Below are 23,817 nucleotides of genomic sequence, written 5' to 3'. Positions count from 1 at the left end.
ATGAGCACGGATGCGGTTGCCGTCATCGGCTTTGTTGCGCTGTTTGCGCTGATGCTGCTGCGCGTGCCCGTCGGCATGGCGATGGGACTCGTCGGCGTGTCCGGCTTCGCCTATCTCGTCAACGGCACGGCGGCGTTGAAGCTGGTCGGCCAGACCTCGATGCGCACGGTCACGGACTACACGTTCGGCGTGATCCCGATGTTCCTGCTGATGGGAACGTTCGTGTCCAACTCCGGCATGAGCCGCGAGCTGTTCCGCGCCGCCAACGGCTTCGTCGGCCATCTGCGCGGCGGGCTCGGCATCGCCACCGTCGCCGCCTGCGGCGGCTTCGCTGCGATCTGCGGCTCGTCCGTGGCGACTGCCGCGACGTTCTCGGCGGTGGCCTATCCCGAGATGCGCCGCTTCGGCTATCCGCAGTCCTTCGCCACCGGCGTCATCGCCGCGGGCGGCACGCTCGGCGCGATGCTGCCGCCGTCGACCGTGCTCGCCGTCTACGGCATCATCACCGAGCAGGACATCGGCAAGCTGTTCATCGCGGGCATCATCCCCGGCCTGTTGGCGATGACCATGTACATGATCACCATCACGGTGATCGGCCGTGTCAGGCCGGATTTTCTCCCGAAGGGCGAGGCGCCGCCGTGGCGCGAGCGCATCGCGGGCCTGAAAGGCATCTGGGCGCCGGTGCTCCTGTTCCTGTTCGTGATCGGCGGTCTCTATGGTCTGCCGTTCCTGCCGCGCTTCACGCCGACGGAAGCCGGCGGCGTCGGCGCCACCGGCGCATTCCTGATCGGCGTGTTCACCGGCCGGCTCGACAAGGACAAGATCCTGGCTTCGCTGCTGCAGGCCACGCGCACCGCGGCCGCGGTGTTCACCGTGCTGATCGGCGCGCTCATCTTCGGCTACTTCCTGACGGTGACGCAGACGCCGCAGAAGGTGACGGAGTTCCTCACCGGCCTCGGCCTCGGCCCCTACGGGGTGCTGGCGCTGATCATGGTGATGTATCTCGTGCTCGGCTGCCTGATGGATGCGATGGCGATGATCATCCTGACCGTGCCGATCATCTTCCCGGTCATCTCCCATCTCGGCTTCGATCCGATCTGGTTCGGCGTCATCATCGTGATGACCGTCGAGCTCGGCCTGATCCATCCGCCAGTCGGCATGAACGTCTTCGTCATCAAGAGCGTGGTGAAGGACGTGTCGTTCTCGACGATCTTCAAGGGCGTGCTGCCCTTCGTCGTCACCGACCTGATCCGCCTGGTGATCCTGATCGCCTTCCCGCTGCTGGCCACCTGGCTGCCGCAACAGATGATGGCCCGCTGATGACGACCCCGATCCTCGAGACCCGCTACGTCTTCACCCTCACCGTGATGATCGGCGACGTCACCAGTGCCGGCGAGACCGGCATCGGCGTGCGCCGGATCATCCCGATCCATGGCGGCGAGGTGAAGGGCCCCGGCCGCGCCGGTGAGGGCATCAGGGGCAGGATCTGCAATTTCGGCGCCGACTTCCAAATCATCCGTCCGAACGAGCTGATCGACCTCGAAGCCAAATATGGCTTCGAGACCGACGACGGCGCGACGATCTACGTCGAGAACCGCGGCATCCGCTTCGGACCGGTCGACCTGTTGCAGAAGCTCAAGCGCGGCGAGCCCGTGGACCCCAAGCTGATCTACTTCCGCACCCATCCGCGCTTCGAGACCGGCCACGAGAAATATCGCTGGCTGATGGAGCACGTCTTCGTCGGCTCCGCCGCGAGGCACGCGGACCGCGTCATCATCGACGTGCATATGGTGCTGTAGGCCCGGCGGCCGACCACACACGCCGTCATTGCGAGCGCAGCGAAGCAATCCAGGGTGGTGTGCGGGACTCTGGATTGCTTCGTCGCGGAGCCTGTCATCGGGCCGCGCTTTGCGCGGACCCGTTGGCTCCTCGCAATGACGGAGCAACTAACTGACAGGATCGTTCGGCGCGGCGGCGTCGAAATCCAGGAAGACGTTCGATCAGTCCTCGTCGTCCCAATCCGCCGCCCGGCCATAGCCGTGGTCGCAATTGCGGTCGCGGTAGGCCGGAACGTAGCGCTGGCGCTCGTAGCCGTAGCCGTCATACGCCGCGTCGCGGTAATGCGAACGATAGACCGGGGCAGGCTCATACGCCTGCGCTTCCGAAGCCGACGCCAGCGCGCCGCCGATGAGAGCCCCGGCCACCAGGCCGCCGATCAGCGCCGCGTTGCGGCCGTCATGCGCCTGGGCGGGCGCGGCGCCGGCGAGCAGGGTGGCGGTCATGGCAAGCGCGGCAACGCCGCCAGCGAGAGATGTCTTCAGCGAAACCATGGTCCCCTCCATTGGGAAGTGTGGTGACGGTAGACGTTCTACAGCGCGTGCTTTGAAGTCGTGCTGAACGCGATGTTGTCGGCCGTTCATTTCGGACGACGCCCCCGAAGTTGCGGCCTGAGGGCATTCATTGCTGGAGACCGAAAAAAAGAAATGACTTGCGTATTATCGGAAATTATGGTTCTCTCCCGCCATCCCGTCCCATCGCAGAGGGGCGTAGCGCGCGATCGTCACGACACGCGGGGCGGGGAGCGATGGCCGCGAGACTTCGCAGCAGGCTCGACCGGGCCTGCGGACGAACGAACGTCTCGTGGACGTGAAATCGCAGCGTCCTGATACCCCGACGCTGGTATCAAGCCGTGATGGCGCCGGAGGCGCTGCGCGGTGATGGTGGCCAAAAAGCCCGGCGCACCAGGGAGACTGCGTATAAGCGTGAAGACCATCGCGCAGGGAAGGCCGGGCGTTCTCGGCTGCACCTGTGGTACCTGCCGCCTGCATTCTTTTCGCAGGCGGGCCGCAGGCGTCAGCCGACGCCTGGCCTTCCCTGCGCCCTCCGCACCGGAGGGTGAACACGATCAGCAAAGCCCCGGGCGTGATTTCGCCGCGGGAATGCCGGATCATGTCATTTGCCTTCGCGCGCAGGCGGGCCTTACCATGCTGCGTCTGGCCGCGCCCCCCGCGGCTTGTTGTTTTGCATCGCACAACATGATGTCGGGCGCCGCTTATTGACTCCCGCGAAGATCGTTATAAAACATAACTATTCTGAACAGGACACAATCAAGCGATGGGAAACGCCGACACCGCCACGCCAGCGGGCGATCCGTCTCTGCTGCAGATCGAACAGCAGGGCGCCGTCCTGACGATCGGGCTCAACCGCCCGGCCAAGCGCAACGCGCTGAATGACGGCATCATCCTCGCCATCGGCGAGCGCTTCACCAGCCTGCCCGACGACGTCCGCTGCGTCGTGATCCACGGCCTCGGCGACAATTTCTCCTCCGGCCTCGATCTCTCCGAATTGCGCGAGCGCGACGCGACCGAGGGCCTGGTGCACTCGCAGATGTGGCATCGCGTGTTCGACCGCATCCAGTATTGCCGCGTGCCGGTGATCGCCGCACTGAAGGGGGCCGTCATCGGTGGCGGTCTCGAGCTCGCCTGCGCCGCGCATATCCGTGTCGCCGAGCCGTCGGCTTACTTCGCGCTGCCCGAAGGCCAGCGCGGCATCTTCGTCGGAGGCGGTGGCTCGGTGCGGCTGCCGCGCCTGATCGGCGTCGCCCGCATGATGGACATGATGCTGACCGGTCGCGTCTATTCCGCGACCGAAGGCTCGTCCTACGGCTTCGCCCAATATCTCGTCGAGGCCGGTGCCTCGATGACCAAGGCCATGGAGTTGGCCGCCAAGATCGCGGGCAACGCGCCGCTGACGAATTTCGCGGTGCTGCAGGCGCTGCCGATGATCGCGGAGGCCAATCCGCAGACCGGTCTGCTGATGGAATCGCTGATGGCCACCGTCGCGCAGAGCGACAAGGAGGCCAAGAGTCGCATCCGCGCCTTCCTCGATCACAAGACCGCCAAAGTGAAGCCGACGTGACATGACCACACAAACAATAAGAAGCACACAGGGAGGAACGGACGACACGGCGCGCACCGCCAGTGTTCATCCGTTGCGCGCGATCTCGTTCAACGATCCCGCGGTCACCGTCGATCGCCGCGACGACGGCACCATCTATCTCCGTCCGAAGCAGCCGCTCGGCGACTATCCGCAGCGGATCACGGACCGGCTGCATCACTTCGCCAAAGCCACACCAGAGCGCGTGTTCATGGCCGAGCGCGTCGGGCCCGAGGGCTGGCGCGAGCTGACCTATGCCACACTGCTGGCGGCGAGCCGGCACATCGCCTCGGGGCTGCTCGCCCGCGGACTCTCGCCGGGCCGCCCGGTGATGATCCTGTCGGGCAATTCGATCGATCATGCCCTGGTCGCGTTCGGCTCGCTCTATGCCGGCGTGCCGTTCTGCCCGGTGTCGCCGGCCTACTCGCTGGTGTCGCGCGACTACGGCAAGCTCGCTTATCTGATGAAGCTGCTGACGCCGGGCCTCGTCTTCGTCGACGACGCCGACAAGTTCGCCGACGCGCTCGCCGCGAACGTGCCCGACGGCACCGAGATCGTGGCGTCGTTCGGCTCGGTGCCGGGCCGCAAGATCACGATGCTCGCCGATCTCATCGCATCGCCGCTGTTTCCTGGCCTCGACGCCGCCCATGACAAGATCGGCCCCGACACGATCGCGAAATTCCTGCTGACCTCGGGCTCGACCGGCAATCCGAAGGCCGTGATCAATACCCAGCGCATGATCTGCGCCAACCAGGTGATGATCCGCGAGACACTCGCCTTCCTCAAGGACGAGCCGCCCGTGATCATCGACTGGCTGCCCTGGAATCACACCTTCGGCGGCAACCACAATATCGGCCTGACCCTGTTCAACGGCGGCTCGATGTATCTCGACCAGGGCAAGCCGGTGCCCGGCGGCATCGAGGAAACCGTGCGAAACCTGCGCGAGATCTCGCCGACGGTCTATTTCAACGTCCCCAAGGGCTACGAGTCGCTGCTGCCCTATTTCCGCGAGGACCCGGCGCTGCGGAAGTCCTTCTTCCAGCGGCTGCACGCGATGTTCTTCTCCGGCGCCGCACTCGCGCCACATGTCTGGAACGAGCTCGACGAGCTCTCAGTGGCCGAGACGGGCACTCGCGTGCCGATGCTGACGGGCCTCGGCTCCACCGAGACCGCACCGTTCTTCATGTCGGTCAATCCGCGCACTAGCCGCTCCGGCCATGTCGGCCTGCCGGTGTCGGGCAATGAGGCCAAGCTCGTTCCCAACAACGGCAAGATGGAAGTGCGCGCCAAGGGGCCGAACGTGACGCCGGGCTATTGGCGCCTGCCGGAGGTCTCGGCCGCGGCCTTCGATGACGAAGGCTACTACAAGATGGGCGACGCGCTGAAGCCCGTCGATCCCGACGACTTCAATGCCGGCTTCGATTTCGACGGCCGTGTTGCCGAGGACTTCAAGCTGGCGTCGGGCACCTGGGTCTCGGTCGGTCCTCTCAGGGCGCGCTTCATCGCCGCCTGCGCGCCGCTGGCGCGCGACGTCATCATCGCAGGCATCAACCGCGACGAGATCGCGGCCATCGTCGTGCTCGATCTCGACGGCTGCCGGCTCATCAATGCGACCCTGCCGATGGACGATCTCGCCGCGACGGCGGCGGATCCGCTCATCGTCCAGGCGTTCCGCGAGCGCTTCGCCAAGTTCCAGGGCACCGCGACCGGCTCGTCGACGCGGATCACGCGCGCCGTGCTGCTCGGCGAGCCGCTGTCGATCGACAAGGGCGAGGTCACCGACAAGGGATCGATCAACCAGCGCGCCGTGCTGGAGAACCGCAAGGACCTGATCGAACGCATCTACGCCGCGACGCCGGACGGCGACATCATCATCGCCGGCTGATCGACGCATCCAAGGGAGAAACGACAATGTTGTTGAAGGATCAGGCCGCCATCGTCACCGGCGGCGCCTCCGGCCTCGGGGCCGCCACCGCCCGCAAGCTCGCGTCGCAGGGGGCCAAGGTCGCGGTGTTCGATTTGAACGCCAAGCTGGCGGCGGAGGTTGCCGCTGAGATCAAAGGTGTTTCGGTGGTGTGCGACGTGTCCGACGCCGCCGGCGCTGAAGCCGGCGTCGCCGAGGCGGTCAAGGCGCTCGGCCAGCAGCCGCGCGTGCTGGTGAACTGCGCCGGCATCGGCGTCGCCAAGCGCGTCGTCGGCCGCGACGGCCCGATGCCGCTGGCCGATTTCGAGAAGGTCATCAAGGTCAACCTGATCGGCTCGTTCAACATGCTGCGCCTGGTCACCAACGGCATGACCAAGCTGGAGCCGCAGGCGACCGGCGAGCGTGGCGTCGTCATCAACACCGCATCCGTTGCCGCCTATGACGGCCAGATCGGACAGTCGGCCTATTCGGCCTCCAAGGGCGGCATCGTCGGCATGACCCTGCCGATCGCGCGCGAGCTCGCACAGTTCGGCATCCGCGTGCTGACCATTGCGCCCGGCCTGTTCCTGACGCCGCTGCTCGCCAACCTGCCGCAGGAGGCCCAGGACTCGCTCGCCGCCGCGATCCCGTTCCCGCGACGTCTCGGCCACGCCGACGAGTTTGCCGCGCTGGCGCTGCACATGGTCGAGAACGCCTACCTCAACGGCGAGGTCGTCCGCCTCGACGGCTCGCTGCGCATGGCGCCGAAGTAGGTGCCGCCCGCGGACGTCTTCATGGTTGTCATTCCGGGACGACGTGAAAGCGTCGGCCCCGGAATCCATTTGGCGTCTGGCGCAAATGGAGAAATGGATTCCGGGCTCGCGCTTCGCGCGCCCCGGAATGACGACGGAGTGAGGCTAAAAATGTTCGTCAACCGCCGCGACGTGCAGATCCAGTGGGGCGACTGCGACCCCGCCAACATCGTCTACTATCCGCGCTACTTCGCGATGTTCGACGATGCGACTTCCGTCATGTTCGAGGCGGCCGGGTTCTCCAAGCAGGACATCGTCCGCCGCTACGGCCTGGTCGGCATCCCCATGGTCGACACCCGCGCCAAGTTCTACATCCCCTCGACCTATGGCGACTGGATCACGATCGAGAGCCGGGTCGAGAGCATCAAGCGTTCGTCCTTCGACGTCATCCACAAGGTGTTCAAGGGCGAGGCGCTGGCGATCGAAGGGTTCGAGACCCGGGTGCTGGTCGGCCGCGATCCGGCCGACCCGGACCGACTGAAATCGGCGCCGTTCCCGGAGGAGATGCGAGCCAAGTTTCTCGGCGGATGAGGCTGGAATAGGTGCGACATGCGACCGTCTTAAGGATGTTCAGCTGTCATGCTTTGGTCGACTGGTGAGGAGTGATCTTCTCGTGTTCAATGCTATGATCACGTTTGGACACATATCGGCCGGCCGTGTTGGAAGGTGCCCCGGACACGGGGCGGGACTGCAAACAGGATCGGCGGATCACGAGCTGAACCGAAAAGATTAAGGGAGGATTTTATGAGGAAGGCCTATCTGGCGGCGGCAGGCGTCATCGCGATGCTCGCAGCTGCTCCTGCGCTGGCGCAGACCAGCGAGATCACCATCGGCATCACCACGACCACGACGGGGCCGGGCGCGGCGCTCGGCATCCCCGAGCGCAATGCGCTCGAGTTCGTGCCGAAGGAGATCGGCGGCGTGCCGCTCAAGGTGATCGTGCTCGACGATGGCGGCGATCCGACCACGGCGACGACGAATGCGCGCCGCTTCGTGACGGAGTCGAAAGCCGACATCATCATGGGCTCGGCGCTGACGCCGCCGACCATCGCGGTGTCCAACGTCGCCAACGAGGCCGGCATTCCGCATTTCGGCCTGGCGCCGTTCCCGGTCACGCCTGAGCGGATGAAATGGTCGGTGGTGATGCCGCAGCCGGTGCCGATCATGGGCAAGGTGCTGTACGAGCACATGAAGGCGCACAACATCAAGACCGTCGGCTACATCGGCTACTCCGACTCCTACGGCGATCTCTGGTTCAACGATCTGAAGAACCAGGCGGTGCCGATGGGCATCACGATTGCCGACGAGGAGCGGTTCGCGCGCCCCGATACGTCGGTCACCGGCCAGGTGCTGAAGCTGGTCGCCGCCAATCCGGACGCGATCCTGGTCGGCGCCTCCGGCACCGCGGCGGCGCTGCCGCAGACCGAGCTGCGCGAGCGCGGCTACACCGGCCTGATCTATCAGACCCACGGCGCCGCGAGCATGGACTTCATCCGCATCGCCGGCAAGGCGGCGGAGGGCGTGATCATGGCCTCCGGCCCGGTGATGTCGCCGGAGACGCAGGACGACAGCGCGCTGACCAAGAAGCCCGGCCTCGAGCTGAACAAGGCCTATGAAGCCAAGTATGGCCCGAACAGCCGCAGCCAGTTCGCCGGTCACTCCTTCGATGCGTTCGAGATCCTCAAGCGCGTCATCCCGGTGGCGCTGAAGACCGCCAAGCCCGGCACGCCGGAGTTCCGCGAAGCCATCCGCCAGGCGCTGATGACCGAGAAGGACATGGCGGCCTCGCAGGGCGTCTACAACTTCACCGAAAAGGATCGCTCGGGCCTCGACGACCGCTCCCGCATCATCCTGACCGTGAAGGACGGGAAGTACGTCCCGGCGAAGTGAGCCGCGAGACCATAGCTTCTGATTGAGAAAGGCCGGCTCCGTGAGCCGGCCTTTCGGCCATTTGGACGAGGATCTTTGTAGTTTTCCGAGAGGCCCGCCATGATCCCAGCCCCCACCGGCGCCACAAGGCTCCACATCATCATCGGCGATCCGATCGCACAGGTGCGTGCGCCGGCCGGCGTGAGCCAGGCGTTTGCCGAGCAGGGCAGCGATGCGATCCTCGTCCCGGTCCAGGTCGCGCCAGGCGATCTCGCGGACTTCCTGGCGGCAATGACTCGGGTCAGGAATCTCGACGGCATCGTCGCGACGATCCCGCACAAGTTCGCCTGCTACCGCGCCTGCGCGACCGCCACCGAGCGTGCGCAGTTCATCGGTGCCGTCAACTTGATGCGGCGTGGTGCGAACGGCGGGTGGCACGGCGACATGGTCGATGGCCTTGGCTTCGTCGGCGCGGCGAAAGCCAAGGACTTCGATCCCGCAGGCTGCCGGGCGTTGCAGATCGGCGCGGGCGGAGCGGGTTCGGCGATTGCGCTGGCGCTGATCGATGCCGGCGTGCGCGAGCTTGCCATTCACGACAGCGATCCCGGACGCCGCGATGTGCTGATAGCGCGCCTCAACGAGCGGGGGAAAGGCCGCGCCGTTGTCGGCGGCACCGATGCCGGCGGCTTCGACCTGGTCGCGAATGCGACGCCGGCGGGCATGCAGCCCGGCGATCCGTTGCCGGTCGACATGGCGACCGTCAGCCCGTCGGCCTATTGCGGCTGCGTGATCACCCGGCCGGAGGTGTCGCCGTTCATCGCCGCTGCGCGCCAGCGCGGCTGCCTGACGGCGACCGGCACCGACATGTACCGGGCGCTGGAGCGCGTGATGGTCGATTTCCTGCTGTCGAAGGAGGCGCCCTCCTGAAGCAGCGCCTCACCCCATCGACATCAGGCTCAGCTCGCAGCCGCCTCGGCAAAGCCGAGATAGCTCGCCGCCACGCGCTCATCGGTGGCGATCTCGCTGGCCTTGCCGTTGAGCACGAACTCGCCGAGCTCCATCACATAGGCGCGGTCGGCGACCTTGAGCGCGGCCTTGGCGTTCTGCTCGACCAGCAGCACCGAGACGCCTTCCTGGCGCAGCCTGGCGACGATCTCGAAGATGCCGGCGACGATGATCGGCGCCAGACCGAGGCTGGGCTCGTCCAGCATCAGCATCTTCGGCGCGCCCATCAGCGCCCGGCCCATCGCCAGCATCTGCTGCTCGCCGCCGGAGAGCGTGCCGGCAAGCTGCTTGCGCCGCTCCTTGAGCTTCGGAAACAGCGTGTAGACGTGCTCGAAGCCGCGCGCGGCGTGCGCCTTGCTCATGCGGAACGCGCCGAGCTGCAGATTGTCCTCGACGTTCATGGTGGCGAACAGCTCGCGATGCTCCGGCACCAGGCACAGTCCACGCGCGACGCGGTCCTCGATCTCATAGCGTGCCAGGTCCTCGCCCAGGAAGGAGACGCGGCCCTTCAGCGGAAACACGCCCATGATGGCACTGAGCAGCGTGGTCTTGCCGGCGCCGTTGGCGCCGATGATGGTGACGATCTCGTTCTCGGCGACGGTCAGCGAGACCGATCTGACAGCCTCGACCTTGCCGTAGGAGACGTGGACGTCGGCGACTTCCAGCAAGGTGCTCATGCAGCGGCTCCGAGATATGCCTTGATCACCTCGGGATTGGTCTTGATCGCGGCTGGTGTGCCCTCGGCGATCTTGGTGCCGAAATCGAGCACCACGATGCGGTCGGCGAGATCCATGACAAATCCCATGTCGTGTTCGACCAGCAGCACCGACATGCCGCCGGCGCGGAGGTCGCGCAGCAGCGCGCCGAGGCGCTGCTTCTCCATGTGGCGCAATCCCGCGGCCGGCTCGTCGAGCAAGAGCAGCATCGGATCGACGCACAGCGCGCGGGCGATCTCGACGATGCGCTGCTGGCCGAGAGACAACGAGCCAGCAAGCTGGTGCATCTGGTCGCCGAGCCCGACGCGCTCGATCTGGCGCGCGGCTTCCGCGAGCAGCTTGGCCTCGTCGGCGCGATCGAGCCGGAACATGCTGGTAAGCGCATTGGAATGGCCGCGCAGATGGGCGCCGATCGCGACGTTCTCCAGCACCGTCATGTCCGGCACCAGCTTGACGTGCTGGAAGGTGCGGGAAATGCCGAGCTTGACGACGTCCTGCGGCGGGGCGTTGCCGACGGCCTTGCCGAGCACCGAGATGTTGCCGGAGGTCGGCGGCAGCACGCCGGTGATCAGGTTGAAGGTCGTGCTCTTGCCGGCGCCGTTCGGGCCGATCAGCGCGACGATCTCGCGGGCCTGGACGTCGAAGGAGACGTTGTTGACCGCAACCACGCCGCCGAACTGCTTTCGCGCGTTGTCGACCTGCAGCAGGACGTTGGGCGTCGTCGCGGACCGCTCGCGGGCCGGCAGCTTGATTGTGGTGTCCGGCTTCTTCGCCAGCGGCTTGAACGGCAGGCGCGCCGTCAGCCACGGCCACAGGCCGGTCGGAGCGAGCTGGAGGAGCGTCACGAGCAGGATGCCGAACACGATGGTCTCGAGCTGGCCCTCGCCATGCAGCAGCAGCGGGAGGTAGCTTTGCAGGACCTCCTTCAGCACAACGACGATCGCAGCACCCAGCACGCCGCCCCAGACATAGCCGGCGCCGCCGACGACGGCGACGAACAGATATTCGATGCCGGCCTGGGCACCGAACGGCGTCGGGTTCACGGCGCGGGTGAAGTGCGCATAGAGCCAGCCCGAGAGGCCGGCGAGCACGGCGGCATAGATGAACACCAGCAGCTTGGCGCGGGGTGCGTAGACGCCGAACGCTTCCGCCGCGATGTGGCCGCGGCGCAGGGCGCGAATGGCGCGGCCGGTGCGGGAGTCCAGCAGGTTCATCGTCAGCAGCGCAGAGATCAGAACGGCGGCCCAGATCGCGAAATAGATCGTGCCGGGATCGAGCATCTTGAGGCTGCCGATCGACAGCGGCGGGATGCCGGAGATGCCGTCATTGCGGCCGAGGAAGGCGAGCTTGCTGAACAGGTAGTACAGGCCGAGACCCCAGGCGAGCGTGCCGAGCGGCAGATAGTGGCCGGACAGTCTGACCGTGACGAGGCCGAGCAGCACCGCGGCGAGGCCGGAGACCAGCAGCGACAATGGCAAGGTCAGCCAGGGCGAGATGCCATACTGCGCCGAGAGCACCGCGGTCGTGTAGGCGCCGAAGCCGACGAAGGCGGCCTGGCCGAACGAGGTGAGGCCGCCGACGCCGGTCAACAGCACCAGGCCCATCGCGACCAGCGCGGACAGGCCGATATTGTCGAGCAGCACGATCCAGAACGGCGGCATGCCCGGAATGAACGGGATCGCCGCAACGATGACGGCAAAGATGATGAGAGGCCAACGCTCGCGCACGGCTCAATCCTTCTCTTCTTCGACCGCGGGCGCGGCGAGCGAACGCAGCAGCAGGACCGGGATCAGCAGCGTGAAGACGATCACTTCCTTGAAGTTCGAGGCGTAGAACGAGGAGAACGCCTCGACGATGCCGACGACGAGCGCGGCGACGGCGGTCAGGGGATAGCTGATCAGGCCGCCGATGATCGCGGCGATGAAGCCTTTGAGGCCGATCAGGAAGCCGGTGTCGTAATAGAGCGTCGTGATCGGGACGATCAGGATGCCCGAGAGCGCGCCGATGCTGGAGGCCAGCAGGAAGGCGATCTGGCCGGACAGCGTGGTGCGGATGCCCACGAGGCGGGCGCCGAGCCGGTTGACGGCGGTGGCGCGCAGCGCCTTGCCGTAGAGGGTCAGGCCGAAGAACAGCCAGAGGCCGACGATGAAGGCGATGGTGATGCCGTAGACCGCCATGCCCTGCCCGGTGAAGCGCAGCGAGCCGAGTGTCGCCGTGGCATTGAGCAGGGTCGGGCCACGCTGGCCCTCGGCGCCGAAGAACAGCAGACCGAGGCCCTGGAGCGCCAGGTGAACGCCGACCGAGGCGATCAGCAGCACCAGCACCGAGGTGTGCGCGAGCGGCTGGAACACGATGCGGTAGAGCGACAGGCCGATGCTGGCCACGATCAGCAGCGACAGCACCAGGCTGACGCCGGCGGGCATGCGCTGGTTCGCCGCCCACATGCTGGCGAGCAGAATGGCCACCGGGAGGACCACGTTGAGGCCGAAGGTGCGCGCGATCTTCGGCGCGTGCAGCGTCTTGCGCATGGCGTAAAGGTCGAAGGCGAAGGCCGCGAGCCCGATCACGACGGCGAGCTTCGCCGTGCCCGGCATTTGGCCGGCAGCGAGCGAGGCATAGGTGAGGGCGCCGTAGGTGACGAATTCGCCCTGCGGGATCAGGATCACCCGGGTGACGGCAAACACCAGCACGAGCGCCAGCCCGAGCAGCGCGTAGATCGCGCCATTGGTAATGCCGTCCTGCAACAGGAACAGCAGGATCGTTGTGTTCAAGACCGGACGCTCCCCCTCTGTGGTGACCGGATGCGGGCGACGCCATGCGCCGTCCGCAGGTCGGGGCAGTTGAATTGGGCTGCCCGTGTTTGATATAGTGGATAACAATTATCGATTATAATCTCAAGGCCGCTGTTCCGGCTGCGGCGTTCGAGACCAGGGATGGAAGCAAATGCGATGAATTTGGCGGACCGTGATGGCCGATAGCGCCAAGCCCGTCAGCAAGAGGGAAAGCCGCAAGGAAGCTGCCGTAGCGGCCGATGAGACGCAAGCGGTCCAGCTCGGCGAGCTGTCGGATCTGCTTGGCTATGTGCTGAAACGGGCGCAGTTGAAGGTGTTCGAGGACTTCCTGCGCTGCGTCGCGCCGCTGCAACTGACGCCGGCCCAGTTCTCGGTGCTGCTGCTGCTCGACGCCAATCCGGGCCGGAACCAGACCGAGATCGCCAACACCCTGGGCATCCTGCGGCCGAACTTCGTGTCCCTGCTGGACAGCCTCGAGAGCCGCGACCTGTGTGCGCGAGTGCGTTCGGCCAACGACCGGCGCTCGCACATCCTGATGCTGACCGAGAAGGGCCGCGCCGTGCTGGCCCGCGCCAAGAAGCTGGTGGTGTCGAAGCACGAGGCGCGGCTCAACGAGCTGCTGGGCCCGGATGGGCGCGACGCGCTACTGGCGATGCTCACCAAGATCGCGGAGGAGTTCTGAAGGACGCAGGCGCGCCCCTCAATCGACCAGGATGACCCTGACGTCGTTCACGTTGGTGAGCGTCGGTCCGGTCTGCAGCAGGCCGCCGGTCGCGGCGAAAAATGCGGTGGCGTCGTTGTTGGCGAGATAGGCCTGCGGATCCAGCCCCTGCGCCCGCATCGCGGCGATGACCTCGGCATCGACAAGCGCACCGGCCGGATCGGAGGCGCTGCCGCCGCCGCCATCGGCGCCGTCGGTGTCGCCGGCGAGCGCCGCTATGCCCTCCATGTCCTTGAGGAGGTCGGCGAGCGCCAAGGCATATTCCTGGTTCGGGCCGCCGCGGCCCTGGCCGCGCACCGTCACGGTGAGCTCGCCGCCGGAGATGATCGCCATGCGGCGGCCGAGCACGCGGGCCTCGCGCGCCAGCTTGGCGTGATCGGCCGCGACATCGCGGGCCTCACCCTCGAGATCGGCGCCGAGATCGAGCACGTCGTAGCCCGCCGCCTTGACGCTGGCCACGGCGGCCTCGAGCGAGCTGGCGGGGCGCGCGATCAGCTCGAACGAGGCGCGGGCGAAGGCGGCATCGCCGGGCTTGCAGCTCTCATTGGCGGCATCATCGAGCGCCCGGCTGATCGCCGGGTCGACCTCGAGCTTATATTTGGCGACGATGCCGCGGGCATCGGCCAGCGTGGTCGGATCGGGCACCGTCGGACCCGATGCGATCGCCGAGGGATCGTCATGCGGCACGTCGGAGATCGCCAGGGTCACGATCTCGGCCTTCTGCCCGGCCCGCGCCAGCCGGCCGCCCTTGATCCGCGACAGATGCTTGCGGACCGTATTCATTTCGCCGATCGGTGCGCCCGAGCGGAGCAGCGCGCGGGTCAGTTGCTGCTTCTGCGCGAAGCTGACGCCGTTCACCGGCGCGACCCAATTGGCGGACCCACCACCGGAGAGCAGCACCAGCATCAGGTCGCCGGGCTCGGCGGTTGCCGCCAGTTGCAGCGTCTCGTCGGCGGCCTTCAGCCCGGCCTCGTCTGGCATCGGATGTCCGGCCTCGATGACCTTCACCCGCCGGGTCGGCACGCCATGGCCATGGCGGGTGGTTGCGATGCCGGTCAGCTTCGCGGGATCGAATCCCAGCGTGTCCAGGTAGTGGCGCTCGGCCGCGACCGCCATCGCGGCCGCGCCCTTGCCGGCGGCGAGACAGATGATTCGTCCTTTGGGAGCCGCCGGCAGGAATGCCGGCAGCACCATGTCAGGATGCGCCGCGGCGACCGCGGCATCGAAGATCGCGCGCAACAACGGACGGCGGCTGGTCATGCGGCGCCGCCCGCGTGCCGTGCGCAGCCTATTTCAGTTCGCCGCTCATGACCTCGCCGAACAACTGCCAGCGCTCGCCCTTGAACTGCATCAGCTGCAGCTGCTCGATCGGCTGGAAGTCGTCCGGACCGGTGGTCAGCGTGATGCCGGGCAACAGCCCGCCCTGCGCAAACTGCTTCAGGCTTGCCGCCTGCTTCATGACATTGGCGCGGGTCAGTTCGTCGCCGCATCGCTTCAGCACCTCGACCATCGTGGTGGCGATGTTGTAACCGGTCAGCGCCGACGAATCCACGGGGTTGATCTCCGGCAGATATTTGGCGAGCAGTTCCCTGAACGCGCCGAGACCGGGGTCGTTGGCCCATTGCGGATCGGAGGCATCCTTGGCATAGGCGGCCGAGATCACCCCTTGCGAGTTCTCGACGCCGGCCGGCCGCATCACGGCCGCGGTCGAGGCGCTGACGTTCGAGATGATGGTCAGCGGCTTCCAGTTCATCTCGCCGAGCTTCTTGATCGCCTGGGCGCCGGACTTCGGTGTGGTGAACAGCACGACGATGTCGGGATTGGCCGACTTCATCTTGACGATGTGCGACTCGACCGTGGGTTCGGCGATCTCATAGCTCTCCTCCAGCACGACGCGGGAGGTGTCGCCAAGGCCGTCCTTGAGACCCTTCAGATAGTCCTTGCCCATGTCGTCGTTCTGGTAGAGCACCGCGATCTTGCCGGTCGGCTGCTGCGCGGTGAGGTATTTGGCGTAGATGCGGGCTTCCGACTGATAGCTCGGCAGCCAGCCCATGGTCCACGGATTGGTCTTGGGCTCGTTCCACTTGGTGGCGCCGGTCGCGACGAACAGCTGCGGCACCTTCTTGGCGTTCATGTATTTCTGGATCGCCGTGTTGGGCGCAGTGCCGAGCACGCCGAACAGGAACAGCACCTCGTCGCTCTCCACCAGCTTGCGTGCCTGCTCCACCGTCTTCGGCGGCGAATAGGCGTCGTCGTACGAGATGAAATTGATCCTGCGGCCGTTGATGCCGCCCTCATCATTGACCTTCTTGAACACAGCCGACATCGCCTTGCCGACCGAGCCGTAGGCCGAGGCCGGGCCGCTATAGGGCACGATGTTGCCGATCCTGATCTCGGTGTCGCTGGCGCCGGTGTCGTATTTCTTGTCGGCATAGGCGCTGCCGGCAGCGGCGCCAACCAAGGCGAGGCCGAGCAGGCTGGAGAGCGTGCGGCGGGTGAGGGCAGTGGTCACGTGGGGACTCCTTCTCGGCCTTGGAGCTTGGCCTTGTTGTTGGATTCGCCCGCAGCACGGGCGACTCGTTTCACTCCGGACGAGTCCCCATAGCGCAGCCGCGCGCTCGGCGTAACCGCCGCCGCTGCATGACCGCCTCTCTTTCAACTCCTAGCTTAAGAAATTCTTGGCAAAGACAGCAAAGATGCCTGGAGAGAGCGCCTCCTGCGGCGCGAAGCCGCAGGAGGCGGTTTCAATTGCGTTCCGTCGTTAGCCGCCGACGTCGGCGGAAATCACGTCGCCGAACAGCTCCCACTTCTCGCCCTTGAAGCGCATCAGCTGCAACTGGCTGACGGGCGCGAAGTCGGTTGCCGAGGTGTTGATCGTGATGCCAGGCAGCAGCATCTCGGTGCGGAAGTTGCGCAGGGATGCGGCCTGCTTCATGACGTTCTCGCGGGTGAGGTTGTCGCCGCACTGCTTCAGCACCTGCACAAGCGTCTGGGCCACGCTGTAGCCGACGACGGTGCCGCCATCGAGCTTGTCGCCATCCGGGAAATCCTTCGCCATGAAGTCGAGGAACTGTTTCATCCCGGCATCATCCTTCCATTGCGGATCGGAGACGTCCTTGAGATAGGCCGCCGAGAGAATGTCCTGTGAATTCTCATAGCCGGCCGGTTTCAGCACGCTGCCGACGGAGGCGGAGACGTTGTTGAGGATATGCAGCGTCTTCCACTCGATCTCCTTGACCTTCTTAATTGCCTGCGCCGCAAATTTCGGCGTGGTGATGTTCACGAATACGTCGGCGCCGGTGGACTTGAGCTTGACGATGTGATTGTCGATCGAGGGTTCGGCGGTCTCGTAGCTCTCCTCCATGACGATCATTGAGGCGGCCTTGGCTCCAAGCCCATCCTTCAGCCCTTTCAGATAGTCCTTGCCGTAATCATCGTTCTGATACAGCACCGCGATCTTCGCGTCCGGCTTTTCCTTCAGCAGATATTTTGCGTAGATTCTGGATTCGCTCTGGTAGTTGGGCTGCCAGCCCATGGTCCAGGGGAAGTCCTTCGGATCGTTCCATTTGGTGGCGCCGGTGGCGACGAACAGTTGCGGGACCTTCTTCGAGTTCATGTATTTGTGGATCGCCGAGTTCGGCGGCGTGCCCAGCGAATTGAAGATGAACAGCACTTCATCGCTCTCGACCAGCTTGCGTGCCTGTTCGACCGTCTTCGGCGGCGAATAGGCGTCGTCATAGGAGATGAAGTTGATCTTGCGACCGTTGATGCCTCCCTCGGCGTTGATCTTCTTGAAGTAGGCCGCTTCCGTCTTGCCGATGATGCCGTAGGCCGAGGCCGGCCCGCTATAGGGCATGATGTTGCCGATCTTGATCTCGGTGTCGGAGGCGCCGGTATCGTATTTCTTGTCGGCGGCGATTGCGGAGCTCGAGGCGAGAACGATGGCGGCAGCCGAGGCGAGGGCGGCCCTTCGCGTGATCATCATGTGCGTTTCTCCCGTGTTGGTTTGGTTGACGTGTCTCGGCCGCCTTGATGGCGGCTCTTGTTCTGGCTGGAACTATAGCAGAGCTGCACCGGGGTGGTTGCGACATCACGGCACGGTCCGTGTTTTCGCGGTGCCTTGGCGGTCCATATCATGTGCAACTGCGAGAGGTCTCCGCAATCTCGGCGGGTGAGTGCTCTGCAAGAACAGCCTGAGATGAATAGTTCGACGCCGATCCAGATATGAAAAAGCCCTCCGCGCCGATGGCGCGGAGGGCCAGTGGAGATCGGCACCGCTTTCTGCGGCGATGCGCGATTACTCGATGGCGCCGCTGATCGCCTCGCCGAACAGCTCCCACTTCTCGCCCTTGAACCGCATCATCTGCAATTGCTCGATGGGCGCGAAGTCGGTAGCCGAGGTGTTGATCTTGACGCCCGGCAGCAGCGTGTCGGGCGCGAAGTCCTTCAGGCTCGCGGCCTGCTTCATCACGTTGGCGCGGGTCAGGTCGTCACCGCACATCTGCAGCACCTTCACCAGCGTCTGCGCGGCGCCGTAGCCGTAGACGGTCGAGCTGTCGAGCTTGTTGGCGTCGGGATAGTACTGCGCGAGGAAGTCGAAGAACTTCTTCATGCCGGGATCATCGTTCCACTGCGGATCCGCAGCATCCTTGGCGTAGGCGGCCGAAAGAATCCCTTGCGAGTTCTCGAAGCCGGCCGGCTTGATCACGCTGCCGACCGAGGCCGACACGTTGACGACCAGATGCGTCGGATGCCAGTCGATCTCGGCAAGCTTCTTGATCGCCTGCGCCGCGAACTTGGGCGTGGTGACGCTGAAGAAGACGTCGGCGCCGGAGGCCTTCAGCTTGACGATGTGGCCGTCGATCGAGGGTTCGGACGTCTCGTAGCTCTCCTCCATGACGATCATGGACGCGGCCTTGTCGCCGAGGCCGTCCTTGAGGCCCTTCAGATAGTCCTTGCCGAAATCGTCGTTCTGGAACAGCACGCCGACCTTGGCGCCGGGCTTGTCCTTGAGCAGGTACTTCGCGTAGATGCGGCCCTCGCTCTGGTAGCTCGGCTGCCAGCCCATGGTCCAGGGGAAGTTCTTCGGGTCGTTCCACTTGGTGGCGCCGGTGGCGACGAACAGTTGCGGGATCTTCTTGCCGTTGAGATATTTCTGGATCGCCGAGTTCGAGGGCGTGCCGAGCGGGTTGAAGACGAACAGGACCTCGTCGCTTTCGACCAGCTTGCGCACCTGCTCGACCGCCTTGGGCGGCGAATAGGCGTCGTCATAGCTGACGAAGTTGATCTTGCGGCCGTTGATGCCGCCCTCGGCGTTGATCTTCTTGAAATACGCCTCCTCGGTCTTGCCGATCACGCCGTAGGCGGACGCCGGTCCGCTGTAGGGCATGATGTTGCCGATCTTGATCTCGGTATCCGACGCGCCGGTATCGTATTTCTTCTGGGCGAGTGCTGCGCCCGAGGTGAGGGCGATGACCGCCGTCGCGATCGCGGCGATTCGTAGTTGTTGAACGACCTGCAAGAGTTCCTCCTTAGTTCTTTCTGAGTTTGCCGAGCAGCTGCTGCGCCACCATCGCCACCTGCCGCGAGCCGTGCGGCACGAGGAAGATGACGAGGAACAGCAGCACGCCGAACACCGCGCCGGACAGGCCCTTCGAAATGCCTTCGGCGATGTTGGGAACGAAGATGATGAAGGCCGCGCCGACGAACGATCCGGGCAGCCAGCCGACGCCGCCGACGACCATGCCGAGGAACAGCGAGATCGCGAGCACGATCGTGTAGCTGTCAGGTGCCACGAACTGCACGGCGATGGCGCCGAGGCCGCCGGCGACGCCGGTGATGCCGGCGCTGACGCCGAACGCCAGCGTCTTGTAGGTCGCGACGTCGATGCCCATGGCGGATGCCGCGATCTCGTTGTCGCGGATCGCCATGAAAGCCCGCCCCGACCGCGAGCGCAGGAGGTTCACCGAGAACACGTAGATCGCGATCGTGACCGCCAGCGTGAAGTAGTACAGCCACATGTCCTGCGACATCGGCAGGCCGAACGGCGCGTCCGGCTTGGTGACGACGAGGCCCTGCACGCCGCCGGTCCATTCCTCGAAGAAGCCGAGCTTGAGGATCTGCGGCATCGCGGTGGCGAGCGCGAAGGTGGCGAGCGCGAGATACACGCCCGAGAGCCGCAGCGCCGGCTGGCCGAACAGGAAGCCGGCGCCGAAGCAGATCACGCCGGCGACCGGCAGGGTCAGCGCGTAGTTGACATTGTACTGCTCCATCAGGATCGCCGACGTATAGGCTCCGATGGCGTAGAAGGCGCTGTTGCCGAGCGAGAACTGGCCGGATCCGCCGGTCAGGATGTTCAGCGCCAGCACGGCCAGCCCGTAGATCAGCAGCATCGTCATCTGGAAGATGATGAAGTTCTTGACGAACAGCGGCACCACCAGGAGCAGCAGCACGACCACGAAGGTGGTGCCGGAGCTCAGGGTCATTGCCCGCTTCGGAACGGCCTCGACCGCGGGCGCCTGGGATGTGATGTCCTCGATTGCGCTCATGATCAGACTCGCTTCACGATGTTGCGGCCGAACAGGCCGGCGGGCTTGATGACCAGGACGGAGATGATGAGGGCCAGCGCGATCGGCAGCTTCATCTCGTTGCCGACATGCGGGATGTAGGTTCCGGCGAGATTTTCGAAGATGCCGACCAGGAAGCCGCCGAGCACCGCGCCGAACGGGCTGGTCAGGCCGCCGAGCACGGCGGCGGCGAACCCGTAGATCAGCACGCCGCCCATCATGTTCGGCTCGAGGAAGACCACCGGCGCGATCAGCATGCCGGCGATCGAGCCGATCGCCGCCGCCATGCCCCAGCCGAGCGCGATCATCCACGACGTGTTGATGCCGACCAGCCGCGCCGACTCGGGCACCGCCGCCGCCGCACGCATCGCAAGCCCGACCCTGGTGTACTGGAAGAAGAAGTACAGGCCGATCAGCAGCAGCAAGGTGATGCCGATCATGCCGGCCTGGTGCGTCGAGATCAGCTGGCTGCCCAGGAACGGCGACGATCCGAACGGCGTCGGATACTGCTTGATGGTGAAGTCCCAGGTCAGTCCGGCAAAGGAGTTGATGATCGAGTACAGCGCGATGAAGCCGGCGACCTGGGTCAGGATCGGTGCCTTGGTAAGCGGCTTGAACAGCACGCGCTCGATCGCGATGCCGCCGGCAAAGGACAAGGCCAGCGTCGCCACGAAGGCGACCCAGTAGGGCAGGCCCCATTGCATCAGCTGCCAGGAGATGAATGTCGAGAACATCGCCATCTCGCCTTGCGCGAAGTTGAGATGGTCGATCGCCTGGTAGATCATCACGACCGCGAGCGCCATGCAGGCGTAGATCGCGCCAGTCGCAATGCCGGCCAGGACCTGGTTGGTGAACAGCTCCATTGTCCCGCCTCCGTTAGTAGCCCAAATAGGATTTGCGGACGTTCTCGTCGTTCGCGATGTCCGAGGCCGCGCCGGACATGACGATGCGGCCGGTCTCGATCACATAGGCCTGATCGGCGAGCTCCAGCGCGAGCTGCGCGTTCTGCTCGACGACGAGGATCGAGACCTTTTCCTCGCGGTTGATCTTGCCGAGGATGCCGAAGAGGTCGCGGACCACCAGCGGCGCGAGGCCGAACGACGGCTCGTCGAGCAGCATCAACCTGGGACGCAGCATTAGCGCCCGCGCCACGGCCAGCATCTGCTGCTCGCCGCCGGACAGGGTGCCGGCCTGCTGCGTATGACGCTCCTTCAGCTTGGGGAAGTAGGAATACATCCGCTCGATGTCGGCGACGATGCCCGCCTTGTCGGAGCGGGTGATGGCGCCGAGCTGCAGGTTTTCCTCCACCGTCATGTTGGTGAAGGTGCCGCGACCCTGCGGGACGTGCGCGATGCCGAAGCGGACGATGCTCTCGGTCGACTTGTTGTTGAGCGGCTTGCCCTCGAACTCGATCGCACCGGTCGAGCGCACCATGTTGCAGATCGCGCGCAGGGTGGTGGTCTTGCCGGCGCCATTGGCGCCGAGCAGGGTCGTCAGCGAGCCTTCGTTGAGCGAGAAGGAGAGGCCGTGCAGGGCCTGGACCTGGCCGTAATAGGCGCGCAGGTCCTTGACGTTGAGCAGCGCCGTCATTGATCCTTGCTCCCGAGATAGGCCTTGATGACGTCGGGATCGGCCTGCACCTGCGCGGGCGTGCCCTCGGCGAGCTTGCGGCCGAAATTCAGCGCCACCACGTGGTCGGCGATCGACATCACCAGTCCCATGTGATGCTCGACCAGCAGCACAGTGACATGGCGCTCGTCGCGGATGCGACGGATCAGGTCGCCGAGCACATAGACTTCCTCGTGATTGAGGCCGCCGGCGGGCTCGTCAAGTAGCAGGATCTTCGGGTCAGCGGCGAGCGCGCGCGCCAGCTCGACGCGCTTCTGGGTGCCGAACGGCAGCCCGGACACGGTCTTGTGCGCGACCTCCTCGAGGTTGAGATAGGCGAGAATCTCGTGAACCTTGGTATTCACCGAAGTCTCGCTGCGGCGGATCCAGGCGAGACGAAGCGAATCGGAGATGATGTCGCTCGAGGTCCGCGCATGCGTGCCGACGCGGACGTTGTCGAGCACCGACAAGTTCGGGAACAGCGCCACGTTCTGGAAGGTGCGGCCGATGCCGATCTCGGCGATGCGGTGTGGCGGCCGCTTCAGGATGCTGTGGCCTTCCATCAGGATGTCGCCGGAGCTCGGCTGGTAGAGCCGGCTGAGGCAGTTGAATAGCGTGGTCTTGCCGGCGCCGTTCGGGCCGATGAGGCCGAGGATCTGGCCCTGGCGCATGTCGAACGAGACGCCGTTGAGCGCCACGATGCCGCCGAACACGACGCTGACGTCGCGGACGGCGAGCAGCGGATCGTTGGTCTGGGCGAGTTGTGCCTGCGTCATCTCGTCTCGCCCCTCCCGAAATCGTTCAGGTCAGGACGCGGCGCCAGCCGACCGCGATGATGCAGGCTATCTGATACCCTCGGCAACACGGGCAACTTTTCCTCCTGGCTTCGGCTTTTTATTGAGTTCTTTGTGAGACGAATTGTTCGCATGAACATTCGTCTGATTAGTTTGCGGCGCAAGTCCGCCAAGCGCTGCTTCGATTTTCCTTACCATCGCCACGAGACGAGGTCCAATGTCGGTGAGCAGGCGCTCTTCCGTGAAGCGGAATGCAGGCGCGCCGCAATTGATCGCGTAAGGACCCGTTCCATCGTTGAGCCTCAACGCCGCGCCGACGGCGTGAACGTCATCCTGCCATTCGCCGGCCGAGATCGTGAAGCCGTACTTGGCGACGGTTTCGCCGGCGCGCTCGATCCCGTCACGGATCTTGGGCCAGCGGTTGCCGTAATGCTCGCGCATCTCGCGCATCAGCACGGCGCGTTCCTCTTCGGGCAGCGCCCAGAGATAGGCCCGGCCCATCGCGGTGGTCGCAATCGGAATGCGCGAGCCCACGTCGAGCTCGACGTTGACGACGCCGTGCCGGCTCTGGCCGATATAGATCATGCTGAGCCGGTCGCGGCCGCCGATTGCCACCGCACCGCCGGTCTCGCGCATCAGCTGCTCGCGGAACGGCTCGGAGAGCTGGCGCACGCCGAGATTGGCGAGCGCGGCGTAGCCGAGCAGCAGCGCTGACGGCGCCAGCTGATATTTCTCGAAGCGGGGAACGGGCGTGAGATAGCCGAGCTTGGTCAGCGTGTAGGTCAGGCGCGACACGGTCGGCTTGGGCAGGTTGGTGCGCGCCGCGATCTCCTGGTTGCCCAGCAGGCCGTCATTGGGCCGGAAAGCCCTGAGCACCTCGAGGCCGCGCGACAGCGCAACGACGAAGTTGCGATCGGTCGCAGCTTTCTTCCCTGGGCGTTTCATGTCATCGGCTGTTGATTGATGAGCCTCGTTGACAACGCTCGTGCTTCAAAATAACCCTGGCTGTCAAGATGTGGAATTAGATTTCGCACTGCGGAATTGATGTCCGGCAGCGGGTAGACGCAAGCAAGGCTGAACCTCTGCGCAAATGAA

General features: G+C 65.2%; 22 protein-coding genes. 9 read left to right on the top strand and 13 right to left on the bottom strand.

The annotated features are described in order from the left end of the window. Window positions 1-1,320, top strand: coding sequence for a TRAP transporter large permease (locus ACQR10_RS25380; RefSeq protein ID WP_315805176.1), 1,320 nt, complete (start codon window positions 1-3; stop codon window positions 1,318-1,320). Continuing rightward, window positions 1,320-1,799 carry a DUF3237 domain-containing protein gene (locus ACQR10_RS25375; RefSeq protein ID WP_316216431.1) on the top strand — a complete coding sequence of 160 codons (480 nt, stop codon included), beginning with the start codon at window positions 1,320-1,322 and terminating at the stop codon, window positions 1,797-1,799. Before ACQR10_RS25380 ends, ACQR10_RS25375 begins: the two co-directional genes overlap by 1 nt. Window positions 1,800-2,000: 201 nt before the next feature. On the opposite strand, the gene ACQR10_RS25370 is transcribed toward ACQR10_RS25375, so the two are convergent. Next, the gene (locus ACQR10_RS25370; protein ID WP_316216432.1) at window positions 2,001-2,330 is read right to left on the bottom strand and encodes a hypothetical protein; all 330 of its coding nucleotides are present in this window, start codon (window positions 2,328-2,330) and stop codon (window positions 2,001-2,003) included. A gap of 784 nt (window positions 2,331-3,114) precedes the next feature. Between ACQR10_RS25370 and ACQR10_RS25365 the strand changes: the two genes are divergently transcribed. From ACQR10_RS25365 to ACQR10_RS25340, 6 genes are all read left to right on the top strand, one after another. Continuing rightward, window positions 3,115-3,918, top strand: a complete 804-nt coding sequence (locus ACQR10_RS25365; RefSeq protein ID WP_315805726.1) for a crotonase/enoyl-CoA hydratase family protein — start codon at window positions 3,115-3,117, stop codon at window positions 3,916-3,918. 1 nt (window position 3,919) lies between these two features. After that, window positions 3,920-5,821, top strand: a complete 1,902-nt coding sequence (locus ACQR10_RS25360) for a feruloyl-CoA synthase (protein ID WP_434912103.1) — start codon at window positions 3,920-3,922, stop codon at window positions 5,819-5,821. Between the two features lie 26 nt (window positions 5,822-5,847). Beyond that, window positions 5,848-6,612 carry an SDR family NAD(P)-dependent oxidoreductase gene (locus tag ACQR10_RS25355; protein WP_434846259.1) on the top strand — a complete coding sequence of 255 codons (765 nt, stop codon included), beginning with the start codon at window positions 5,848-5,850 and terminating at the stop codon, window positions 6,610-6,612. 150 nt (window positions 6,613-6,762) lie between these two features. Beyond that, window positions 6,763-7,182: an acyl-CoA thioesterase gene (locus tag ACQR10_RS25350; protein ID WP_316177169.1), complete on the top strand. Its 420-nt coding sequence runs from the start codon at window positions 6,763-6,765 to the stop codon at window positions 7,180-7,182. Window positions 7,183-7,395: 213 nt separating this feature from the next. Next, window positions 7,396-8,541 carry an ABC transporter substrate-binding protein gene (locus ACQR10_RS25345; RefSeq protein ID WP_315805730.1) on the top strand — a complete coding sequence of 382 codons (1,146 nt, stop codon included), beginning with the start codon at window positions 7,396-7,398 and terminating at the stop codon, window positions 8,539-8,541. A 99-nt stretch (window positions 8,542-8,640) separates the two neighbouring features. Then, window positions 8,641-9,447, top strand: coding sequence for a shikimate dehydrogenase family protein (locus ACQR10_RS25340; RefSeq protein WP_434912102.1), 807 nt, complete (start codon window positions 8,641-8,643; stop codon window positions 9,445-9,447). 29 nt (window positions 9,448-9,476) lie between these two features. On the opposite strand, the gene ACQR10_RS25335 is transcribed toward ACQR10_RS25340, so the two are convergent. The 3 genes from ACQR10_RS25335 to ACQR10_RS25325 are packed head-to-tail and all read right to left on the bottom strand — an operon-like array spanning window position 9,477 to window position 13,012. Then, a complete protein-coding gene (locus ACQR10_RS25335) occupies window positions 9,477-10,202 on the bottom strand; it encodes an ABC transporter ATP-binding protein (protein WP_316216437.1) in 726 nt (241 codons plus the stop codon). Continuing rightward, window positions 10,199-11,968 (bottom strand): branched-chain amino acid ABC transporter ATP-binding protein/permease, encoded by a 1,770-nt coding sequence (locus tag ACQR10_RS25330; RefSeq protein ID WP_316177175.1) that lies wholly within the window; start codon window positions 11,966-11,968, stop codon window positions 10,199-10,201. Before ACQR10_RS25330 ends, ACQR10_RS25335 begins: the two co-directional genes overlap by 4 nt. A gap of 3 nt (window positions 11,969-11,971) precedes the next feature. Further along, window positions 11,972-13,012, bottom strand: a complete 1,041-nt coding sequence (locus tag ACQR10_RS25325; RefSeq protein WP_316216438.1) for a branched-chain amino acid ABC transporter permease — start codon at window positions 13,010-13,012, stop codon at window positions 11,972-11,974. A 196-nt stretch (window positions 13,013-13,208) separates the two neighbouring features. On the opposite strand from ACQR10_RS25325, the gene ACQR10_RS25320 reads away from it, so the two are divergent. Further along, the gene (locus tag ACQR10_RS25320; protein ID WP_315713766.1) at window positions 13,209-13,715 is read left to right on the top strand and encodes a MarR family winged helix-turn-helix transcriptional regulator; all 507 of its coding nucleotides are present in this window, start codon (window positions 13,209-13,211) and stop codon (window positions 13,713-13,715) included. A gap of 18 nt (window positions 13,716-13,733) precedes the next feature. Here the strand turns inward: ACQR10_RS25320 and ACQR10_RS25315 are convergent, their stop codons facing one another. From ACQR10_RS25315 to ACQR10_RS25275, 9 genes are all read right to left on the bottom strand, one after another. Continuing rightward, a complete protein-coding gene (locus tag ACQR10_RS25315) occupies window positions 13,734-15,014 on the bottom strand; it encodes a glycerate kinase type-2 family protein (RefSeq protein WP_316216439.1) in 1,281 nt (426 codons plus the stop codon). Window positions 15,015-15,042: 28 nt separating this feature from the next. Beyond that, the gene (locus ACQR10_RS25310) at window positions 15,043-16,266 is read right to left on the bottom strand and encodes an ABC transporter substrate-binding protein (RefSeq protein WP_316216440.1); all 1,224 of its coding nucleotides are present in this window, start codon (window positions 16,264-16,266) and stop codon (window positions 15,043-15,045) included. A gap of 249 nt (window positions 16,267-16,515) precedes the next feature. Continuing rightward, entirely contained in the window at window positions 16,516-17,739 is a 1,224-nt protein-coding gene (locus tag ACQR10_RS25305) for an ABC transporter substrate-binding protein (RefSeq protein ID WP_315805737.1), read from the bottom strand. A gap of 312 nt (window positions 17,740-18,051) precedes the next feature. Next, window positions 18,052-19,275 (bottom strand): ABC transporter substrate-binding protein, encoded by a 1,224-nt coding sequence (locus ACQR10_RS25300; RefSeq protein ID WP_315805738.1) that lies wholly within the window; start codon window positions 19,273-19,275, stop codon window positions 18,052-18,054. 10 nt (window positions 19,276-19,285) lie between these two features. Then, entirely contained in the window at window positions 19,286-20,302 is a 1,017-nt protein-coding gene (locus tag ACQR10_RS25295; RefSeq protein WP_316216441.1) for a branched-chain amino acid ABC transporter permease, read from the bottom strand. A 2-nt stretch (window positions 20,303-20,304) separates the two neighbouring features. Next, on the bottom strand, window positions 20,305-21,183 hold the full coding sequence (locus ACQR10_RS25290) for a branched-chain amino acid ABC transporter permease (protein WP_315805740.1): 879 nt from the start codon (window positions 21,181-21,183) through the stop codon (window positions 20,305-20,307). Window positions 21,184-21,196: 13 nt separating this feature from the next. Continuing rightward, the gene (locus tag ACQR10_RS25285) at window positions 21,197-21,910 is read right to left on the bottom strand and encodes an ABC transporter ATP-binding protein (RefSeq protein ID WP_315805741.1); all 714 of its coding nucleotides are present in this window, start codon (window positions 21,908-21,910) and stop codon (window positions 21,197-21,199) included. Next, a complete protein-coding gene (locus ACQR10_RS25280) occupies window positions 21,907-22,704 on the bottom strand; it encodes an ABC transporter ATP-binding protein (RefSeq protein ID WP_316177188.1) in 798 nt (265 codons plus the stop codon). Before ACQR10_RS25280 ends, ACQR10_RS25285 begins: the two co-directional genes overlap by 4 nt. Before the next feature lie 66 nt (window positions 22,705-22,770). Then, window positions 22,771-23,667 (bottom strand): IclR family transcriptional regulator, encoded by an 897-nt coding sequence (locus ACQR10_RS25275; protein ID WP_315805743.1) that lies wholly within the window; start codon window positions 23,665-23,667, stop codon window positions 22,771-22,773. Window positions 23,668-23,817 lie beyond the last annotated feature (150 nt).

This window comes from Bradyrhizobium sp. HKCCYLRH2060, from assembly GCF_051168135.1.
Classification (GTDB): domain Bacteria; phylum Pseudomonadota; class Alphaproteobacteria; order Rhizobiales; family Xanthobacteraceae; genus Bradyrhizobium.
The sequence above is the reverse complement of the archived record's forward strand: the minus strand, read 5'-3'. Positions and strand labels throughout refer to the sequence as shown.

What these genes read in the sequence shown, in the direction of transcription:
- ACQR10_RS25355 (WP_434846259.1), top strand. Translation starts at nt 5,848, where the DNA reads ATGTTGTTGAAGGATCAGGCCGCCATCGTCACCGGCGGCGCCTCCGGC.
- ACQR10_RS25340 (WP_434912102.1), top strand. Translation starts at nt 8,641, where the DNA reads ATGATCCCAGCCCCCACCGGCGCCACAAGGCTCCACATCATCATCGGC.
- ACQR10_RS25295 (WP_316216441.1), bottom strand. Translation starts at nt 20,302, where the DNA reads ATGAGCGCAATCGAGGACATCACATCCCAGGCGCCCGCGGTCGAGGCC.
- ACQR10_RS25315 (WP_316216439.1), bottom strand. Translation starts at nt 15,014, where the DNA reads ATGACCAGCCGCCGTCCGTTGTTGCGCGCGATCTTCGATGCCGCGGTC.
- ACQR10_RS25380 (WP_315805176.1), top strand. Translation starts at nt 1, where the DNA reads ATGAGCACGGATGCGGTTGCCGTCATCGGCTTTGTTGCGCTGTTTGCG.
- ACQR10_RS25335 (WP_316216437.1), bottom strand. Translation starts at nt 10,202, where the DNA reads ATGAGCACCTTGCTGGAAGTCGCCGACGTCCACGTCTCCTACGGCAAG.
- ACQR10_RS25375 (WP_316216431.1), top strand. Translation starts at nt 1,320, where the DNA reads ATGACGACCCCGATCCTCGAGACCCGCTACGTCTTCACCCTCACCGTG.
- ACQR10_RS25345 (WP_315805730.1), top strand. Translation starts at nt 7,396, where the DNA reads ATGAGGAAGGCCTATCTGGCGGCGGCAGGCGTCATCGCGATGCTCGCA.
- ACQR10_RS25280 (WP_316177188.1), bottom strand. Translation starts at nt 22,704, where the DNA reads ATGACGCAGGCACAACTCGCCCAGACCAACGATCCGCTGCTCGCCGTC.
- ACQR10_RS25365 (WP_315805726.1), top strand. Translation starts at nt 3,115, where the DNA reads ATGGGAAACGCCGACACCGCCACGCCAGCGGGCGATCCGTCTCTGCTG.
- ACQR10_RS25290 (WP_315805740.1), bottom strand. Translation starts at nt 21,183, where the DNA reads ATGGAGCTGTTCACCAACCAGGTCCTGGCCGGCATTGCGACTGGCGCG.
- ACQR10_RS25350 (WP_316177169.1), top strand. Translation starts at nt 6,763, where the DNA reads ATGTTCGTCAACCGCCGCGACGTGCAGATCCAGTGGGGCGACTGCGAC.
- ACQR10_RS25305 (WP_315805737.1), bottom strand. Translation starts at nt 17,739, where the DNA reads ATGATGATCACGCGAAGGGCCGCCCTCGCCTCGGCTGCCGCCATCGTT.
- ACQR10_RS25360 (WP_434912103.1), top strand. Translation starts at nt 3,920, where the DNA reads ATGACCACACAAACAATAAGAAGCACACAGGGAGGAACGGACGACACG.
- ACQR10_RS25370 (WP_316216432.1), bottom strand. Translation starts at nt 2,330, where the DNA reads ATGGTTTCGCTGAAGACATCTCTCGCTGGCGGCGTTGCCGCGCTTGCC.
- ACQR10_RS25285 (WP_315805741.1), bottom strand. Translation starts at nt 21,910, where the DNA reads ATGACGGCGCTGCTCAACGTCAAGGACCTGCGCGCCTATTACGGCCAG.
- ACQR10_RS25320 (WP_315713766.1), top strand. Translation starts at nt 13,209, where the DNA reads ATGGCCGATAGCGCCAAGCCCGTCAGCAAGAGGGAAAGCCGCAAGGAA.
- ACQR10_RS25275 (WP_315805743.1), bottom strand. Translation starts at nt 23,667, where the DNA reads ATGAAACGCCCAGGGAAGAAAGCTGCGACCGATCGCAACTTCGTCGTT.